At 61.5% G+C, this 17,077-nt stretch carries 18 protein-coding genes; 1 reads left to right on the forward strand and 17 read right to left on the reverse strand.

Going from position 1 to position 17,077, the window contains the following annotated elements; all coding sequences use genetic code 11:
• Positions 1-191: 191 nt before the first annotated feature.
• The 13 genes from DWZ52_RS05295 to DWZ52_RS05355 form a co-directional block, all read right to left on the reverse strand.
• On the reverse strand, positions 192-818 hold the full coding sequence (locus tag DWZ52_RS05295) for a histidine phosphatase family protein (protein ID WP_118385076.1): 627 nt from the start codon (positions 816-818) through the stop codon (positions 192-194).
• A gap of 39 nt (positions 819-857) precedes the next feature.
• Positions 858-2,012 (reverse strand): cation diffusion facilitator family transporter, encoded by a 1,155-nt coding sequence (locus DWZ52_RS05300; RefSeq protein ID WP_118385077.1) that lies wholly within the window; start codon positions 2,010-2,012, stop codon positions 858-860.
• Positions 2,013-2,162: 150 nt separating this feature from the next.
• Positions 2,163-3,377, reverse strand: coding sequence for a PTS fructose transporter subunit IIB (locus tag DWZ52_RS05305; protein WP_118385078.1), 1,215 nt, complete (start codon positions 3,375-3,377; stop codon positions 2,163-2,165).
• 40 nt (positions 3,378-3,417) lie between these two features.
• Positions 3,418-5,136 (reverse strand): acetyl-CoA carboxylase, carboxyltransferase subunit beta, encoded by a 1,719-nt coding sequence (accD, locus tag DWZ52_RS05310; RefSeq protein ID WP_233547270.1) that lies wholly within the window; start codon positions 5,134-5,136, stop codon positions 3,418-3,420.
• Positions 5,129-6,472, reverse strand: a complete 1,344-nt coding sequence (locus DWZ52_RS05315; protein ID WP_117647602.1) for an acetyl/propionyl/methylcrotonyl-CoA carboxylase subunit alpha — start codon at positions 6,470-6,472, stop codon at positions 5,129-5,131. The genes accD and DWZ52_RS05315 overlap by 8 nt, the downstream gene beginning before the upstream one ends.
• Before the next feature lie 10 nt (positions 6,473-6,482).
• Entirely contained in the window at positions 6,483-6,905 is a 423-nt protein-coding gene (gene fabZ / locus DWZ52_RS05320; RefSeq protein ID WP_022094192.1) for a 3-hydroxyacyl-ACP dehydratase FabZ, read from the reverse strand.
• A gap of 9 nt (positions 6,906-6,914) precedes the next feature.
• On the reverse strand, positions 6,915-7,391 hold the full coding sequence (gene accB, locus DWZ52_RS05325; RefSeq protein WP_117854504.1) for an acetyl-CoA carboxylase biotin carboxyl carrier protein: 477 nt from the start codon (positions 7,389-7,391) through the stop codon (positions 6,915-6,917).
• A 3-nt stretch (positions 7,392-7,394) separates the two neighbouring features.
• Positions 7,395-8,645: a beta-ketoacyl-ACP synthase II gene (gene fabF / locus DWZ52_RS05330; protein ID WP_233547271.1), complete on the reverse strand. Its 1,251-nt coding sequence runs from the start codon at positions 8,643-8,645 to the stop codon at positions 7,395-7,397.
• A gap of 36 nt (positions 8,646-8,681) precedes the next feature.
• A complete protein-coding gene (gene fabG / locus DWZ52_RS05335; protein ID WP_117854507.1) occupies positions 8,682-9,455 on the reverse strand; it encodes a 3-oxoacyl-[acyl-carrier-protein] reductase in 774 nt (257 codons plus the stop codon).
• A gap of 30 nt (positions 9,456-9,485) precedes the next feature.
• Positions 9,486-10,412 (reverse strand): ACP S-malonyltransferase, encoded by a 927-nt coding sequence (locus DWZ52_RS05340; protein ID WP_117854509.1) that lies wholly within the window; start codon positions 10,410-10,412, stop codon positions 9,486-9,488.
• Positions 10,400-11,344, reverse strand: coding sequence for an enoyl-[acyl-carrier-protein] reductase FabK (gene fabK, locus DWZ52_RS05345; RefSeq protein WP_117854511.1), 945 nt, complete (start codon positions 11,342-11,344; stop codon positions 10,400-10,402). Before fabK ends, DWZ52_RS05340 begins: the two co-directional genes overlap by 13 nt.
• A gap of 2 nt (positions 11,345-11,346) precedes the next feature.
• On the reverse strand, positions 11,347-11,583 hold the full coding sequence (locus DWZ52_RS05350; protein ID WP_117797419.1) for an acyl carrier protein: 237 nt from the start codon (positions 11,581-11,583) through the stop codon (positions 11,347-11,349).
• Positions 11,584-11,635: 52 nt separating this feature from the next.
• Positions 11,636-12,595, reverse strand: a complete 960-nt coding sequence (locus tag DWZ52_RS05355; RefSeq protein ID WP_118385080.1) for a 3-oxoacyl-ACP synthase III family protein — start codon at positions 12,593-12,595, stop codon at positions 11,636-11,638.
• Between the two features lie 176 nt (positions 12,596-12,771).
• On the opposite strand from DWZ52_RS05355, the gene DWZ52_RS05360 reads away from it, so the two are divergent.
• Positions 12,772-13,548: a biotin--[acetyl-CoA-carboxylase] ligase gene (locus DWZ52_RS05360; protein ID WP_158572416.1), complete on the forward strand. Its 777-nt coding sequence runs from the start codon at positions 12,772-12,774 to the stop codon at positions 13,546-13,548.
• A 116-nt stretch (positions 13,549-13,664) separates the two neighbouring features.
• On the opposite strand, the gene rpsJ is transcribed toward DWZ52_RS05360, so the two are convergent.
• The 4 genes from rpsJ to rpsL form a co-directional block, all read right to left on the reverse strand.
• Entirely contained in the window at positions 13,665-13,973 is a 309-nt protein-coding gene (gene rpsJ / locus DWZ52_RS05365) for a 30S ribosomal protein S10 (protein ID WP_022094184.1), read from the reverse strand.
• A 60-nt stretch (positions 13,974-14,033) separates the two neighbouring features.
• Positions 14,034-16,133 (reverse strand): elongation factor G, encoded by a 2,100-nt coding sequence (gene fusA / locus DWZ52_RS05370; RefSeq protein ID WP_022094183.1) that lies wholly within the window; start codon positions 16,131-16,133, stop codon positions 14,034-14,036.
• A gap of 19 nt (positions 16,134-16,152) precedes the next feature.
• Complete coding sequence (gene rpsG / locus DWZ52_RS05375) at positions 16,153-16,626, reverse strand: 30S ribosomal protein S7 (RefSeq protein ID WP_006235013.1); 474 nt, start codon at positions 16,624-16,626, stop codon at positions 16,153-16,155.
• A gap of 73 nt (positions 16,627-16,699) precedes the next feature.
• Positions 16,700-17,077 (reverse strand): 30S ribosomal protein S12, encoded by a 378-nt coding sequence (gene rpsL / locus DWZ52_RS05380; protein ID WP_006235012.1) that lies wholly within the window; start codon positions 17,075-17,077, stop codon positions 16,700-16,702.

Consider the following 17,077-nt stretch of genomic DNA (forward strand, 5'->3'; position numbering starts at 1 on the left):
GCGTGCGGCGGAGGGGGCGGGCCTGAGACATATTAAGGTTGCTGCTCTACAGTCCTGCTCACGACGGAGAGCACATTAAGTGCTCTCCTGTTCGTGCGGAACTCGCGACAACCTTAATATGTCTCAGGCCCGCCCCCTCCGCCGCACGCTGGGAACGCCACGTTGATGTCTGCTAAACCTTGCTCGCTCAGCTAATTACTTTGTTGGGGGTCCACTATTTGCTGGAGGGTGAACTTGCATTGCATTGGCTCGCCTTCTACTTGTAGCTTTGCCTCATCGAAATCGAAAATCATGATGGCGCAGTTGGGGAGTTTTGCTGGGAGTTTGAAGTCCTCTGGGGCGGCGGCTTTGATGAATTGGCGGCTGGCGCTGCCGTGGCTTACTGCTAGAAGGGTCTCGATATCCTCGGCGCTTATGAGATTAGTGAGGGTGGCTACCATGCGTTCTTGCAACGCTTTGCTTCCCTCTCCTCCAAAGGGGACCAGGTCCTCGCCCGGATCCCAGACGTCGGTGGGCAGGGCGTCGTGCGGGCCCTCTTCGAAGGAGCCGTAGCTGCGCTCGATGATGCCTTCGCAGGGCTCGACTGCGGCGTCCGGACCGAGGAGTTCGTATGCGACGAGACTTGCCGTGTTCATGGCTCGGCCTAAGGGTGATGAGACCACTTTGTCGGGGACGACGCCGTGGGCTTTGAGCCATGCGGCTGCCATTCCCGCTTGTTTGCGGCCCAGGTCGGTCAGCGGTGAATCGCAGCGGCCCTGGACCAGCTTTTTGACGTTGAACTCCGTCTGACCGTGGCGGAGTAGATACAGCTTCTTCATGCTCTCCCCTTCTGCATAACCTGCTTTGCCGGCACAGCCTTACTCGTGGGTATGCCCTACGTAGTCTTCGTCGATCGTGATCTTGGCAATCGACTTGGGATATTCCGATTCGACCCGTTGTGCCAGCGCGTGCTTTAAGTCTTCGGCACTCATCTGCAGATCCGAGGGACGCACGCAGTCAAAGATCACGTTGGTGTGCGTGGGGCCCGGAACACAGCGTAGGTCGTGGATCGAGAGGCGGCTATCAATCTCTTGAGCCATAGCGTTGATGCGCAGATGCATGCTCGCCACCTTTGGATCGTCGGTCACGATGGGGTCGTAATGGAGCGTGACAATCATGCCGTCTTCGTTCCTAAATGCCTGTTCAATGTTGTCGAGCGTGTCGTGACTTTCCAGCGGGCTGGCCTCGGCTGCCATCTCGGCGTGAGCGCTTGCGAACTTTCTGCCTGGGCCGTAGTCGTGAACCATCAAATCGTGAACGCCCAAAACGCCGGGGTAGCTCATGATCTTGTCTCGAATGTGCTTGACCAGCTTGGGATCGGGCGCCTGGCCCAAAAGCGGGCTCACCGTATCCTGGATGAGTTCAAAACCGCTCCAACCAATATAGGCGCCAACGGCAAGTCCAACCCATGCATCAAGATTGATATGCGTCACCTGGGAAACAATCGCGCACGCCAGCACGGCGCCCGTGGCTAGAACATCGTTCTTGGAATCCTGCGCGGTCGCATGCAGCGTCTCGGACTCAATGCGGTCACCGAGCTTTTGGTTAAGGGCCGCCATCCAGAGCTTTACGACCATCGAAAGCACTAGAACTGCCACCAGGGCAAGCGAGAACTCGACAGGTTCGGGGTGGATGACGCGCTCGACCGAGGACTTCACCAGCTCAACGCCAATCAGCAGCACGAGTGCCGCCACGACCAATCCCGAGAGATACTCGTAGCGACCGTGGCCGTAAGGATGCTCGGGGTCGGCCGGCTTGCTCGCCAGCTTAAAGCCCAGCACGCTCACGATATTCGAGCTGGCATCGGACAGGTTGTTCATGGCATCCGCCACGATCGAAACCGATCCCGACAGCACGCCAATTGCACCCTTCGCAGCGCATAGTGCCACATTGGCGACAATACACACCATGCCCGTCAACGTGCCCACGCGCGCACGGTCGCCCTGCGCACGACGAACAATCCACTCGACCATCTACATCCGCCCCCACGGTACTACCTATATATCTATTGCTCAAACGGATTGTAGTGTAGCCACTTTGTCCTCCAGATACAAAAAGGCCGCGACCCACACGGGCCACGGCCTTGGAATGTGGCAAAGGAATCGTCCTTGTGCCGCACAGGTTTACGCGCTTACTTCGGCCGCGCTCTTAGAGGTTTCGGGCAAATCGGCTCCATCCCCCGCCGCCTGCCCCTTCGCCGGAACCACGCCAAAGCAGTAGCTCAGCGCCGCAGACACCGCAAATGCCATACCGCCGGCAGCGCAGCACCACAGCAGGTTCGAGATGCCGCCCGTGGCAAAGCCAATGACCATGAGGACATTCGTCATGCCGATGGTATAGGCCGTAACGTGGCCCACGGCCGCAACAAGGCCTCCGACGGCGCCGCCAATGGCCATGCACGTCAGGCACCTGCCATATTTAAAGCCGCAACCGTACAGCGCCGGCTCGCTTACGCCGCCAAGAACACCCGAGATTGAATAGCCCAGCATGAGAGCCTTCTCGTCCTTATCCGCAACGCGAAGCGACGCGCCAAAGGGCATGCCCCAAACGGCGAACGTTGCCATCGTCGCGGCGATCAAGATGCACGAATCCGTTCCCACACTCATAAACTGCGCATAGGCAAGCGATAGGACAACGTTGCTGACGCCGGCGATCTTTAGGAACTCCCAGCCCGCGGCAAGCCCCATGAGCGTGAGCAGCGACACGATGCCACCGGAATTGCCAAGCATAAACATAAGCTGGCCCAACAGCATGCCCAGATAGCTGCCCGCCGGCGCCGTAATGCACAGGGAAACCGGAACCATGACGAGCATGGTCGCAAACGGAACGAACGAAAACGCCACGGCCTTAGGGATAACGCACGAAAAGAAACACTCCACTCGCCATAGCACGGGCACCGAGATGAGAACCGGGATAGCAGTCGTCGTGTAATCGTTGACCGGCGCGGGAAGCAGACCATACACGGAAGTCATCGATGCCCCCGTCGTCGATGCGGCATCGACGAGCTTAAGCAGATCGGGCGCAATCAATACGCCGCCCAGCATCATGCCCAGCTGCTCCGAGCAACCGAGCTGGCGGGCGGCCGCCCAACCAAGATAGATGGGCAAAAAGTAGTAGCCGGCGTTATAGAGCCAACTGTAGAACAGGCGATAGATTTCGGAATCGGCAGACCACAGGCCCAGCATGCCTTCGCCCATAATGACGGCGACGGTGCGGAACAACGCCGCGCAGACAATAAAGGGCAGCGCCGACATCATGCTTTTGGACAGATATTCCACCACGGCCATGGCGTTTGATGAAACCGTCGTTATAAACGAGGTGTTAGTAACTTGTGACATGGAACGCCTTTCCCAATGTGACATGCGGACTGCCCCTTTGTCACATCGTGCGGTATCGACCGATTGCGCGGTACTTTTCGTAGCGGAGGTTTGTGAGGGTCGCGTCGTCGAGCTGCCCAAGCGTATCGAAGGCATCAAATGCCGAGGACATGACGGCACCGGCGATCTCCTCATGCGACAGGCCCCTATCGTCAACGATGCCGTCGATGATGCCGAGCGCCAACAGATCGGGGGCCGTGAGCTTAAGCGCCTCGGCGGCCTCATTCGCGCGCTCGGTATCCTTCCACAGGATCGACGCACAGGCCTCGGGGCTCACGACCGAATAGGCCGAGCTCGAGAGCATCAGGATGCGGTCGGCCACGGATAGCGCCAGCGCGCCACCAGAGCCGCCCTCGCCTGTCACCACCGAGACAATCGGCGTCTTAAGGCCGCTCATCTCCATGAGATTCTGGGCAATCGCCTCGCCCTGGCCGCGCTCCTCGGCACCGATGCCGCAAAACGCGCCCGAAGTATCGACCAGGCACAGAACCGGTCGACCAAACTTTTCGGCCTGGCGCATAAGGCGACGTGCTTTGCGGTAGCCCTCGGGATGTGCCATACCAAAGTTGCGACGCATGCGCTCTTTGGTCGTGGTACCGCGCTCGATGGCGATGACCGTTACGGGGCGTCCGTCTTTCCAGCCAATGCCAGCCACCACAGCGGCGTCGTCGCCAAAGTAGCGGTCGCCGTGCAGCTCTACGAATCCGTCGAGACCCAACGAGATCATCTCGCCTGCCGTGGCGCGGTTCGCCGAGCGAGTCTGTTTGACGATTTCGAGCGCGCTTTTTGGTGCGGCCGAGCGCTTAAACAAGTGTCCCAGCTTTTTGTCGCGACGACCCGTATGCACGATCTCATGCGGTGCCCCCAGGCCGGGCGCGTGCCCTTCGTGCAGCGCCAGCAGCTCGCCTACCGTGAGCGCAATCTCACCACGCGGAACAACGGCATCGCAAAAGCCGTGCTCCAGCAAAAACTCGGAACGCTGGAATCCCTTGGGCAGACGCTTGTGCATGTTCTGCTCGATCACGCGCGGGCCGGCAAATGCCGTCAGGGCATCGGGCTCGGCCAGGATAATGTCGCCCTCCATGGCAAAGCTCGCGGTTACACCTCCGGTCGTGGGATCGGTGAGCACCGTGATATACAGGCCGCCCGCCTCGCTGTGGCGCCTAACCGCTGCAGAAATCTTGGCCATCTGCATGAGCGAGGTCACGCCCTCCTGCATGCGGGCGCCGCCCGATACGGTAAAGCCAACGACCGGCAGCCCCAACTCGGCCGCGCGCTCAAAGACACGACAGATCTTCTCGCCCACCACGGAGCCCATTGAGCCCATCATAAAGTTGGCATCCATAAAGAAGAGCGCGGTATCGCAGCCGCAGATTTTGCCCCTGCCGCACACAACGGCATCGCGCTCGCCCGAACGCTCGCTCACGCTCTTAAGCTTGTCGGCATAACCGGGAAACGAGAGGAAGTCCTTCGACGCCAGATTGGCATCCCATTCCTCAAAGGTACCCGCGTCGACCGTCATGCGCATGCGCGCGCGACCGCTCACGCGAAAGTGTTTGCCGCAACGAGGGCAGACCTCGAGGTTGTCGTGCAGGCGCGCCTCATCGATCACACGGCGGCACTCCGGGCATTTGACAAACACGTGGCGCGCGGGGAACTCGGCGCACGACTCGGTTATCGGCCCCTCAAGGACATTGACCGTCTTCGCTTTTCTATTCATCAGCATAGAGATGCCCCATCAGATCGGTGTGATACATGCCCGACAAAAACTCGTCGTTTGCCAGCACGTCGAGCTGAAGCTCGCTATTTTCGCTCACGCCCTCAATCACGAGCTCGCCCAGGGCCGAGCGCATCTTGCGAATGGCACCGTCACGCGTGGGCGCGCACACGATGAGCTTGCCGAGCATGGAGTCGTAGTACGGCGGAACTTTCGCTCCGGTAAACATGGCGGAATCCCAGCGCACGCGCGGACCACCCGGCACACGCAACGCGGTGACCGTTCCACATGACGGTAGAAAGTCCGGCGTTTCGGCATTGATGCGGCACTCCATGGCGTGGTTGCGGACCGGTACGTCCTCCTGCTCAAAGGGCAGAGGCTGGCCGGCAGCCACGCGCAGCTGCCACTTAACCAGGTCGGTATCGGTCACAAACTCCGTAACCGGATGCTCCACCTGCAAGCGCGTGTTCATTTCCATAAAGTAGAAATTGCCGTCATCTGAGTACAAAAACTCGATGGTGCCAGCGCCCTCATAGCCAACGGCACGAGCCAGGTCGCGCGCGGCCTTGTGCATGCGCGCGCGAATATCATCGCGTCCGTCGAGGCACGGCGCGGGGCTCTCCTCGATCAGCTTTTGGTTGCGGCGCTGCACCGAGCACTCGCGCTCGCCGAGCGAAAACACATGGCCCTGCTTATCGGCCATAATCTGTACCTCAACGTGATGCGCCGGCGCAACGAACTTCTCCATGTAGCACTCGCCGTCGCCAAAAACGGCCTCACCCTCGGCACGCGCCTCGATGAACGCCTTTGCCGCATCTTCCACGCGCTCGACCTTGCGAATACCGCGACCGCCGCCGCCCGCGCGCGCCTTAATAAGCACGGGGCAGCCGATGCGCTCGGCCTCGGCCGTTGCTTCCTCGGGGCTTTTGAGCAAATCGCAGCCCGGCACGATGGGCACGCCCGCAGCAGCGGCCGTTCGGCGTGCGGCGTCCTTGTCGCCCATGCTGTCGATCACCTCGGCCGAAGGACCGACAAACGCCAGACCGAACTTGTCGCAGTCGCGCACGAAGCTCGCCTTCTCGGAGAAAAAGCCATAGCCGGGATGAATTGCCTTAGCTCCCGACTTTACGGCACAGGTGAGCACGGCATCGTCGTTGAGGTAGCTCTCGGCAAGACGCGGGCCACCGATGCAATATGCCTCGTCGGCAAGCTGCACGTGCAGCGCGTCCGCATCGGCCGTGGAATAGACGGCGACGGTCTTGATGCCCATATCGCGGCACGCGCGGATAACACGGACCGCGACTTCGCCACGGTTGGCAATGAGCACTTTGTCGAACATGAAGCCTTCCTTAACTTTCGTGCATGAGTGCAAAGGACATATCGGCGCGGCAGCAAACCTCACCGTTGACGCTCGCAGTACCCGTCGCAAAGCGGAACGGCCCGCGCGCACGCGTGATGGTGCACACCAGATCAACCGTGTCGCCCGGGCGCACCGGACGCTTAAAGCGCACCTTATCGAGGCTCGTATAGAACGGCGTCGCGCCGCGCGCCTCCTCATCGCCCATCAGCAGCACGCAGCAGTTCTGGGCGAGCATCTCGCACTGAATCACGCCGGGGACGACCGGGTTTCCCGGAAAATGTCCCTGCAAAAAGTACTCGTCGCCTGTAATCGTGATCTTGCCGTGGGCCTCGTCGCCCACCAGCTCGGCTTCGTCGAGCAAAAGCATCGGCTCGCGATGCGGTAACAGCTTCTTGAGCTCTTCTTTGTTCATGGATATCACCTATCCGATCCTCATGAGGCAGCTGCCAAACTCCACGAGGTCGCCATCGGCCACGCAGATCTCGAGCACCTCGCCGTCTGCCTCGGCCGTCACCTCGTTGAGAACCTTCATGGCCTCGATGATGCAAAGGGTCTCGCCGGCCTTGACCTTGGAGCCCACGCGCACAAACGGCTCGTCGCCCGGCGCAGGGGCAGCATAGAAGACGCCCACCATGGGAGCAGTCACCTCGGTGCCCTTGGGCTCCGGCGCGGCGGCAGGCCCCTGCGCGGCGGGCTCCGGCGCGGCGGCAGGCATGGCGACAGGAGCCACCGCCGGAGCGGCCACGGCACCCGGCATAGGCATGGGCACGGCAACCGGCTGCGCGGCACTCGCGCGCTCGAGTTCGACCGCGGTGCCATCGGGCTCCTCAACACGTACGCGCGTAAGGCCGCGGTCCTCCATCACATCGGCTATCTCGGCAAGTCTTTTGGAATCCATGCTCTAGCTCCTCGTATATCTACGCAGCGCGATGGCGGCGTTGTGCCCGCCAAAGCCCAGGTTGGTCGAAAGCGCCCAGGTAAGGTCGGCGCGAACCGCTCGAATAGGCGTGTAATCAAGATCGCAGGCGGGATCGGGCGTGTGGTAGTTAATGGTCGGGGGCACCACGCCCTGCTCGAGCGCCATGGCACAGGCCATGACCTCGATGGCCCCCGTGGCACCGATCATGTGCCCCGTCATCGACTTGGTCGACGAGACATGTGCGGCGCGCGCCGCGTCCTCGCCGAGCGCCCGCTTAATGCCCGCCGTCTCGGAGGAATCGTTGAGCTTGGTCGAGGTGCCGTGGGCATTGATGTAGAGGCCCTCGGAAGGCTTGACGTCGCCCTCGACCACCGCCAGCGATATCGCGCGGGCAATGCCGGCAGCCTCGGGATCGGGACTCGTGATGTGATAGGCATCATCGGTGTTGCCGTAGCCCACGACCTCGGCATAAATGTGCGCACTGCGCGCCTGCGCATGTTCCATGCTCTCGAGCACGAGCACGCAGGCGCCCTCGCCCATCACAAAGCCGTCGCGGTCTGCATCGAACGGACGGCAGGCCGTCGCGGGATCGGGGTTGGTGGTCAATGCGCGGCAGGACGTAAAGCCCGCAACGGCATCGGGGATAATTGCGGCCTCGGCGCCGCCCGCGAGGATCGCGTCGGCATAGCCGTGCTTGATGGCGCGGAACGCCTCACCCACCGCATGGGCAGAAGTCGCGCAGGCAGTCACGACGGGTAGGGTCGGGCCCTTTGCCTTATGGCGAATCGCGATGTTGCCCGAAGCCATGTTGGGAATCATCATCGCGATCATGTAAGGCGATGCGCGACGAGGCCCCCGATCGGCGATCGCGTGGACGTTGTCGACGAGTGTCTGCATGCCGCCCACACCCGAGCCCACGTAGACGCCCAGGCGCTCTCGATCGATGGCGCCTTCGACATCAAAGCCCGCATCGTGCATGGCCTCGTCCGAAGCCGCCATCGCAAACTGAACGCAGGGGTCGAGATGCCTGGCGTCACGCTTGCCAAAGTAATCGTTGCCGTCAAAGCCCTTGACCTCGGCCGCCACCTTGACGGCAAACGCATCGGTATCGAAGTGCGTGATCGGGCCGATGCCGCACGTGCCAGCGCACATGGCCGCCCAGGTGGCAAGCGCGGTGTTACCGAGCGGCGATACGGCACCTATGCCGGTAATTGCAACTCTCTGTTCCATCATGGTCTCCTCATCCAAGCCGTTCTTCGGCCCTGATTTCTACATCGCCATTCCGCCGTCAACGCGTACGACCTCGCCCGTAATGTAGGCAGCCGCATCGCTCGCCAAAAAGCGCACCACGCCGGCCACTTCCTCGGGGCGCGCCATGCGCTTTAGGGGAATCTGCTCCTCGGTTGCCGCGCGAACCTTCTCCGAGAGCTTTGACGTCATATCCGTCTCGACAAACCCCGGGGCGACCGCGTTCACTCGTACGCCGCGGGGTGCAAGCTCGCGCGCTACCGCCTTGGTCAGGCCGATGACGCCCGCCTTGGAGGCAGCGTAGTTGGCCTGCCCGGCATTGCCCATCAGGCCCACGACCGAACTCATGTTGATGACGCAACCGCCGCGCTGGCGCATAAAGGTCTTGGTGAGCGCGCGCGTCATATTGAACGTGCCCTTGAGATTGACATCGAGCACGCGGTCGAAGGCATCGTCGCCCATACGCATGAGCAGACCGTCGCGCGTTATGCCGGCGTTGTTGACGAGCGCCCAAATGGAGCCAAAGTCGTTGAGGACCGCTTCCACGCACGCGTTGACGGCAGCGGGGTCGGCCACGTCGCATTGATATGCGCGTGCCGCGGCGCCAGCCGCCTCGCAGGCTTCGCACGTCTCGCGCGCCGCATCGACGCTGCCGGCATAGACGACGGCGATATCAAAGCCGTCCTCCGCCAGACCGACAGCGCAGGCGCGGCCGATACCGCGCGAGCCGCCCGTAACCAGCACCACGCGACGTGAGTCGTTGCGCTCGAGCGCGCCGTTGTTCAAGTTGCCCATGTCATTCCTTTCGGGTTACAGCCCTGTGGACTATGCGAGCTCGTCGGCAATAGCTGCGACCTGCTCGGCCGTTTCGCACGAATACACGCGAACGTCGCTCAGCGTACGCTTGACCAGGCCCGACAGCGTTTTGCCGGGGCCGACCTCAATAAACGTGTCGATCCCCTGATCCTGCAGAGTATGCAGCGTGTCGACCCAGCGAACGGCATGACTCACCTGGTTGACCAAGACATCTGATGCCGCTCGCGGGTCCGCCGGATAGGGCGCCGCCGTCATGTTTGCCATGACCGGAATCAGCAGCGGAGACGGCGCGTGGCCGGCTTGGATATACGTCGCCAGCCCCTCAGTCGCCTCGGCCATATAGGGGCTATGGAATGCACCCGACACCGCGACCCTCATGGCCCGGCCACCAGCCTCTTTTACCAGGGCGTCGAGGGTCTGCAACGCATCGGGCGCTCCGGCCACAACCGTCTGCTGGGGGCTGTTGTAGTTGACCGGCCAGCAGTCCTCGCCGGCCTGTTTTGCCAGGCCCTCGACTTGCACCGCATCGAGCTTGATGACGGCGCGCATGCCGCCCGGATGGCGCTCGGCAGCCGCGGCCATCAGCGCCGCGCGCTCGCACACGAGCTCAAAGCCCGCTCGCGTATCGAATGCCCCCGCAAAGGTGAGCGCGGCGACCTCGCCCAGCGAGAATCCCGCACAGGCGGCAGGCACCACGCCGCGCTCACGCAGAGCGATAGCCGCTGCCAGGTCGTGAACGAACACGCACGGCTGCGTGTTCTCGGTCTGCGAGAGCTCCTCCTTGGAGGCGCTCCGGCACTGCTCACTGGTCCCCGGACGCACCTCATCGGCGATTGCAAACACCTCAGCAGCCGCCGGCGATGCCTCGATCAGGTCGACGCCCATCGCGGGGTGTTGGGCACCCTGGCCGGCAAACAGAAACGCTACGCTACCCATGCGGACGCACCCTTCAGGACGCGCTCGGCGCCATCGACCAGATCGTCAACGATTTCACGTGCGCTCTGGCGCTCGCTAACCATGCCGGCAATCTGTCCACACAAAAACGAACCCTCTTCGTAGTTGCCGTCCTTGGCGGCCTTGCGAAGGGCGCCCGTGCCCATGGCCCCGAGTTCCTCGACACTTACGCCAGCCGCCTCGCTCTTGGCATAGGCGTTGGTGAAGGGGCTCTTGAGGGCGCGCACCGGATGTCCCGTCGAGCGACCGGTCGCACGCGTCGAAGTGTCGTTGGCCTTCAGGACCATCTCCTTGTACTGCTCCGAGACGGTGCACTCATTTGCGACCAGAAAGCGCGTACCCACCTGCACGCCGGCGGCACCCAGCATAAAGGCGGCCGCCACGCCGCGGCCGTCGGCAATACCGCCGGCGGCCACGACGGGAATGTCGACCGCATCGACGACCTGCGGCACCAGCGCCATCGTCGAGGTCTCGCCAATATGGCCGCCCGATTCGGTGCCCTCGGCAACAACCGCCGTGGCTCCACGACGCGCCACGAGGCGCGCCAGCGCCACCGAGGCAACGACCGGGATGACCTTGATGCCCGCCTCGTTCCACGCCTTCATGTACTTGGCGGGATTGCCGGCGCCTGTCACGACGACCGGCACTCGCTCGTCAATCACAACCTGCGCGACCTCGTCGGCAAACGGGCTCATGAGCATGACGTTGACGCCAAAGGGCTTATCCGTCTTGGTGCGCAGCTCGTGAATCTGATCGCGCAACCAGTTTGCGTCGGCATTCATGGCCGCGATAATCCCTAAGCCGCCTGCCTCGGACACGGCAGACGCCAGCGAGGCATCGGCAATCCAGGCCATGCCGCCCTGGAACACGGGCTTTTCGATGCCGAGCAGCTCGCAGAGAGGAGTCTTGAGCATCTCTACTTCTCCAATGCCGCCTCAACCGTATCGACGAACTCGCCGACCGTCTTAGGGTTCTCCTCGGTATCGAGCTGAATATCGAACTCGTCCTCGACGGCCACGAGAATCTCGACGGTACCCAGACTGTCGAGGCCGATCTCCTCGAGCGTGGACTCGGGCTTCATCTCGACGTCGTCAAGGCCGGCGGTCTCGCGGATAACGTCGCAAACGCGCTCGAAGGTCTTCTGATCTGCCATGGTAGTTCTCCTTTGTTTGTGCCCTAGGGGCGTTTTTATTTCCTATGTGCGACTACTTCCAACGAAGCAAATAGCCACCTATATCCAGGCCGGCGCCAAATCCAACGAGGGCGATGGTGTCGCCCGCATTCAGTGCGTCGGTACGTGCCAGCCGGTCAAGCGCAAAGGGAATGCAGGCGCTCGAAATGTTGCCGGTCTCGCGCAACGTGCGAACCACGCGCTCGTCCGGCACGCCCAGGCGCTTGATCGCCTGGTTCAAAATTCGCTCGTTGGCCTGATGGAATACAAAATGGTCGATGTCCTCGACCGCGATACTCGCGTCGCAGGCGAGCTTATGGACCGTGTCGCAGATGGCGTTGACGCCGAACTTGAACACGCGGCGGCCATTCATGGACAGCACGCTCTCGCTATCTGCGGAGGCCTTAAACGGCGAGGTACCGACCAGACCGGGAACGCGCAACGTCTCGACGTCGGGCGCCGTCGAAAGCTCAACGGCAAGGGGGTTGTCTCCCCCAGCCCCAATCACTGCGGTGCCTGCCCCATCGCCAAAGAGCACGCACGTGGCACGGTCGGTCCAATCGAGCACGCGCGTCATCTGCTCGGCGGCAACGACCAGCACGTGCTCGGCGCGACCGCGGGCGATATAGCCCTCGGCGACATCGAGCGCAAATACGAAGCCGGCACAAGCCGCCGAGACATCGAAGGCAGGGCACGTCGCGCCTAGTCGCTCAGCAACGGCACACGCCTCAGCGGGAACAAGGTGATCACCTGTCGTCGTCGAGCAGACGATCAGATCCAGCTGGCTCGCGTCGATTCCGGACACCCGGAGTGCCCGCTCGCTCGCCGCTACGGCAAGGTCGTCAAGTGACTCGGTGGTGCAGACGTGGCGGCTCTTGATACCTGTGCGGGTAAAAATCCACTCATCCGAGGTATCGAGGAACTCGGACAGCTCGTCATTGGAAACACTGCGCTCGGGAAGCGCCGAGCCTGTTCCAAGAATCGTGAAACCCATCACTAACCTCCTTTGAGTTGTTGACGTGTTTACATCGACCAAGAGAGGATAGCGCATTTCAGTCGTTGTTGACGTGTTAACATTAAATTGTCCAAATGCGACAAAGGCTTCACATTGTGTCTGTCTCTCGACACCATTGCGTTATTCACTTATTAATTAAGGAGGTGGCAGCCGCTATGGATGCCCAATTAACGATAGTCGACGTAACCGGATCGACCAACGATGACCTGCTCGAAGCAGGAAAACAGGGTGCGCCGCACGGCACGGGACTTGCCGCCCGCGCGCAAACGGCAGGACGCGGCCGACGCGGCCACAAGTGGGATTCAACCGCCGGCAACTTATTGCTCTCGATTGTCCTACGTCCACGTGTTGATCCCGCCAAGTACTCTGGACTTGCCGCCGTCAGCGGCCTAGCGGTGCTCGAGGCGCTCGAGGCGCAAGGTCTTGCTAACGAGATCGGCCTCAAATGGCCCAACGACCTCGTCGCGCGAGGACATAAGCTCGGTGGCATTTTGGTCGAGGCGGCACGCGACAACAAAGGCATGCCCTTCGCCGTATGCGGCATTGGCGTCAATGTGAACTATGCGCCCCAAGAGGTGCCCGATGGCGGCTTACCGGCAATCGGTCTCTCGGACCTTAACGAGAACGTTCCTGCCGTCGACATGCTCCTCGATGAGGTCTATCACGCAGTTATAGACGCTGTAGATGCCTGGGCAGAGCGCCTCAACGCCAATGAAAAAGACGCCGGTCCGCTCGCGCCCGTCCACGACGAATATATCGCTCACCTCAATTGGATTGGGAAGCACGTTCTCGCCCGCTCACCCGCTGGAGACGAGCTGGCACGCGGCATCTTTAAAACCGTCGATGCCTTTGGTCGCGCGTGCATCAAGACGGAAGACGGCTTGCGATCCTTCCATTTTGAGGAGGCATCGCTGCGTCCCGTGAGTGAATAGGGTGCCACAGCCAGCCGCTCGGCAGCCTTACCCGGCGATCCAAACCCATCATGCCAAACAAAAGGACCCCGCTACCGTAACGGCAGCGGGGCCCTGTAAGCTATGAGCGATATCGCTTAGAGCTTGATGTCGATGTCGACGCCAGCGGGGAGGTCGAGACGCATGAGCGAATCAACGGTGCCCGAGGTGGGGTCGAGGATGTCGATGAGGCGCTTGTGGGTGCGCATCTCGAACTGCTCACGGGAGTCCTTGTTCACGTGCGGCGAGCGGATAACCGTGTACAGGTTGCGCTCGGTGGGCAGGGGGACAGGACCGGAAACGCGAGCGCCGGTCTTCTGAGCGGTCTCGACGATGAGCTTCGCGGACTGATCGACGACCTCGTGATCATAGCCCTTGAGGCGAATGCGGATCTTCTGGGTAGCCAACTTAAACCTCCAAAGAGTGCGAGAGATGTTCTCGCGGATTACGTAACAGGGAGCTCGAACTTAGGCGTTCTTGCTCATGACCTCGTCCACGATGGACTTGGGCGCGGGCTCATAAGAGTCGAACTGCATCGTGTAGGATGCACGGCCCTGGGTCTGGGAGCGAAGGTCGGTAGCGTAACCGAACATCTCGCCCAGCGGCACCTTGGCACGGATGAGCTTGCTGTTCTTGCGATCCTCCATGCCCTCGATCTTGCCGCGGCGACCGGAGAGGTTGCCCATAACGTCGCCCATGTACTGCTCGGGGGTCTCGACCTCGACAGCCATGATCGGCTCGAGCAGCTGCGGATCGGACTTCTTGAGGGCGTCCTTGATAGCCATGGAACCGGCGATCTTGAAGGCGGCCTCGGAGGAGTCGACCTCGTGGTAAGAACCGTCGAACAGGGTGACCTTAACGTCGAGGACCGGGAAGCCGGCGATAACACCGGTGTTCAGGGCCTCCTGGATGCCCTTGTCGATGGACGGGATGTACTCCTTGGGCACGACGCCGCCGACGATAGCGTTGACGAACTCGTAGCCGAAGCCCTCCTCCATCTTCTCGAGCTTGATGACGGCGTGGCCGTACTGACCGCGACCACCGGACTGACGGACGAACTTGCCCTCAGCCTTCTCGACGTCGTGACCAGCGGTCTCGCGGTAGGCAACCTGGGGCTTACCAACGTTAGCGTCAACCTTGAACTCGCGGAGCAGACGGTCGACGATGATCTCGAGGTGCAGCTCGCCCATGCCGGCGATGATGGTCTGGCCGGTCTCGTGGTTGGTGGACACCTGGAAGGTCGGGTCCTCCTCGGCGAGCTTGGTCAGAGCCAGGGACATCTTGTCCTGCTCGGCCTTGGTCTTGGGCTCGATGGCAACGTCGATAACGGGCTTAGCGAACTCGATCTTCTCGAGGACGATCTCCTTGCCCTCGGCGCACAGGGTGTCACCGGTGGTGGAGTTCTTGAAGCCGACGCAAGCGACGATGTCGCCGGCGGCAGCGTCGTCACGGTCGATACGCTCGGCGGCGTTCATCTCGAGGATGCGGCCGAGGCGCTCACGCTGACCGTTGGAAGCGTTGACAACGTAGGAGCCGGACTCGGCGCGGCCGGAGTAAACGCGGACGTAGGTGAGCTTACCGACGAACGGGTCGGTCATGATCTTGAAGACCAGGCCGGAGAAGGGCTCGTCGAAGGAAGGATGACGCTGGATCTCCTCGCCGGTGTCCGGATCGGTACCGGTGACGGCCTCGACGTCGAGCGGGCTGGGCAGGTAGTCGACGACAGCGTCGAGCAGCTCCTGGACGCCCTTGTTCTTGTAGGCGGAGCCCACGAAGACGAGGTTGAGCTCGTTGGCCAGAACGCCCTTACGCAGAGCAGCCTTGAGCTCCTCGACGGTGAAGTCCTCCTCCATGAGGATCTTCTCCATGAGCTCGTCGTCAAAGCTGGCAGCAGCGTCAAGGAGCTCCTCGCGCTTGGTGGCAGCGATGTCGGCAAACTCAGCCGGGATCTCGTCCATCGGCTCGGGGTAGGTCATACCCTTCTCGTCGGCCTTGAAGTCCCAAGCAGTCATGGTGACCAGGTCGATGACGCCCCAGAAGTTGTCCTCGGCGCCCATCGGGACCTGAGCGGCCACGGCGTTAGCGTCGAGACGATCCTTCATGGTCTCGATAGCGTTGAAGAAGTCAGCGCCCACGCGGTCATACTTGTTGATGAAGGCGATGCGGGGAACGTTGAAGGTGGAAGCCTGACGCCAAACGGTCTCAGACTGGGGCTGAACGCCGGCAACGGCGTCGAAGACGGCGACAGCGCCATCGAGGACGCGCAGGCAGCGCTCGACCTCGGCGGTGAAGTCAACGTGGCCCGGGGTGTCGATGATCTGGATGCGGTAGTCCTTACCGTCCTTGTTCCAGAAGCACGTGGTAGCAGCGGAGGTAATGGTTACGCCGCGCTCCTGCTCCTGAACCATCCAGTCCATGGTGGCAGCGCCCTCATGGACCTCACCGATCTTGTGGGTCTTACCGGTGTAGTAAAGAATACGCTCGGTCGTGGTGGTCTTACCGGCATCGATGTGAGCCATGATGCCGATGTTACGGGTATCGGAAAGCTTGTACTTAGGCTTAGCCATGTTAGTTCCTTACCTTAACTTACCAACGATAGTGAGAGAACGCGCGGTTGGCCTCGGCCATCTTGAAGACGTCCTCACGCTTCTTGACGGAAGCGCCCAGGCCGTTGGAAGCGTCGAGGATCTCGTTGGCGAGACGCTCGGCCATGGTCTTCTCCTTGCGAGCGCGGGAGAAGTTGACGATCCAGCGAATGCCCAGAGCGGTGGAACGACGGGAGTTGACCTCCATCGGGACCTGATAGGTAGCGCCACCGACACGCTTGGGCTTAACCTCGAGCGTGGGCTTGACGTTGTCCATAGCCTTCTTGAAGGTAGCGAGAGCGTCGCCACCCTCGGACTTCTCGGCAACGATCTCGAAAGCGGTGTAAACGATGCGCTCAGCGGTGGCCTTCTTGCCGTCAAGAAGGACCTTGTTGATGAGCTGAGTCACCAGGCGGTTGTTGTAAACGGCGTCAGGCTGAACCTCACGACGATTAGCTGCTGCACGACGCGGCATGTGAAATCTCCTTAAGTGTCTACCGTGCGGCGCTTAGGCGGCACACGGCGAAAGTATCAAAACGTTATCTGGCTTATTTAGCCTTGGGGCGCTTAGCACCGTACTTGGAACGGGCCTGCATACGGTTCTGGACCGGAGCAGCGTCGTAGGCGCCACGGATGACGTGATAACGGACACCAGGGAGGTCACGGACACGACCGCCGCGGACGAGCACGATGGAGTGCTCCTGCAGGTTGTGGCCCTCACCCGGGATGTAAGCGGTAACTTCGATGCCGTTGACGAGGCGAACACGGGCAACCTTACGAAGAGCCGAGTTCGGCTTCTTGGGGCTCGTGGTGAAGACGCGGGTGCACACGCCGCGCTTCTGGGAGTTGTGCTGCAGAGCAGCGTTCTTGGACTTCTTGGGCACGGAACGACGGCCCTGGCGAACCAGCTGGTTAATAGTAGGCAA

The sequence above is a fragment of the Collinsella sp. AF33-16 genome (assembly GCF_003475325.1).
Classification (GTDB): Bacteria; Actinomycetota; Coriobacteriia; order Coriobacteriales; family Coriobacteriaceae; genus Collinsella.

Coding starts and splice junctions, on each gene's coding strand:
- fabK (WP_117854511.1), bottom strand. CDS start 11,344: ATGCTCAAGACTCCTCTCTGCGAGCTGCTCGGCATCGAAAAGCCCGTG.
- DWZ52_RS05350 (WP_117797419.1), bottom strand. CDS start 11,583: ATGGCAGATCAGAAGACCTTCGAGCGCGTTTGCGACGTTATCCGCGAG.
- accD (WP_233547270.1), bottom strand. CDS start 5,136: ATGAATAGAAAAGCGAAGACGGTCAATGTCCTTGAGGGGCCGATAACC.
- DWZ52_RS05355 (WP_118385080.1), bottom strand. CDS start 12,595: ATGGGTTTCACGATTCTTGGAACAGGCTCGGCGCTTCCCGAGCGCAGT.
- DWZ52_RS05315 (WP_117647602.1), bottom strand. CDS start 6,472: ATGTTCGACAAAGTGCTCATTGCCAACCGTGGCGAAGTCGCGGTCCGT.
- fabG (WP_117854507.1), bottom strand. CDS start 9,455: ATGGGCAACTTGAACAACGGCGCGCTCGAGCGCAACGACTCACGTCGC.
- rpsG (WP_006235013.1), bottom strand. CDS start 16,626: ATGCCGCGTCGTGCAGCAGCTAATCGTCGTGAGGTTCAGCCTGACGCC.
- DWZ52_RS05360 (WP_158572416.1), top strand. CDS start 12,772: ATGGATGCCCAATTAACGATAGTCGACGTAACCGGATCGACCAACGAT.
- accB (WP_117854504.1), bottom strand. CDS start 7,391: ATGGATTCCAAAAGACTTGCCGAGATAGCCGATGTGATGGAGGACCGC.
- DWZ52_RS05340 (WP_117854509.1), bottom strand. CDS start 10,412: ATGGGTAGCGTAGCGTTTCTGTTTGCCGGCCAGGGTGCCCAACACCCC.
- DWZ52_RS05305 (WP_118385078.1), bottom strand. CDS start 3,377: ATGTCACAAGTTACTAACACCTCGTTTATAACGACGGTTTCATCAAAC.
- fusA (WP_022094183.1), bottom strand. CDS start 16,133: ATGGCTAAGCCTAAGTACAAGCTTTCCGATACCCGTAACATCGGCATC.
- fabZ (WP_022094192.1), bottom strand. CDS start 6,905: ATGAACAAAGAAGAGCTCAAGAAGCTGTTACCGCATCGCGAGCCGATG.
- DWZ52_RS05295 (WP_118385076.1), bottom strand. CDS start 818: ATGAAGAAGCTGTATCTACTCCGCCACGGTCAGACGGAGTTCAACGTC.
- fabF (WP_233547271.1), bottom strand. CDS start 8,645: ATGATGGAACAGAGAGTTGCAATTACCGGCATAGGTGCCGTATCGCCG.
- DWZ52_RS05300 (WP_118385077.1), bottom strand. CDS start 2,012: ATGGTCGAGTGGATTGTTCGTCGTGCGCAGGGCGACCGTGCGCGCGTG.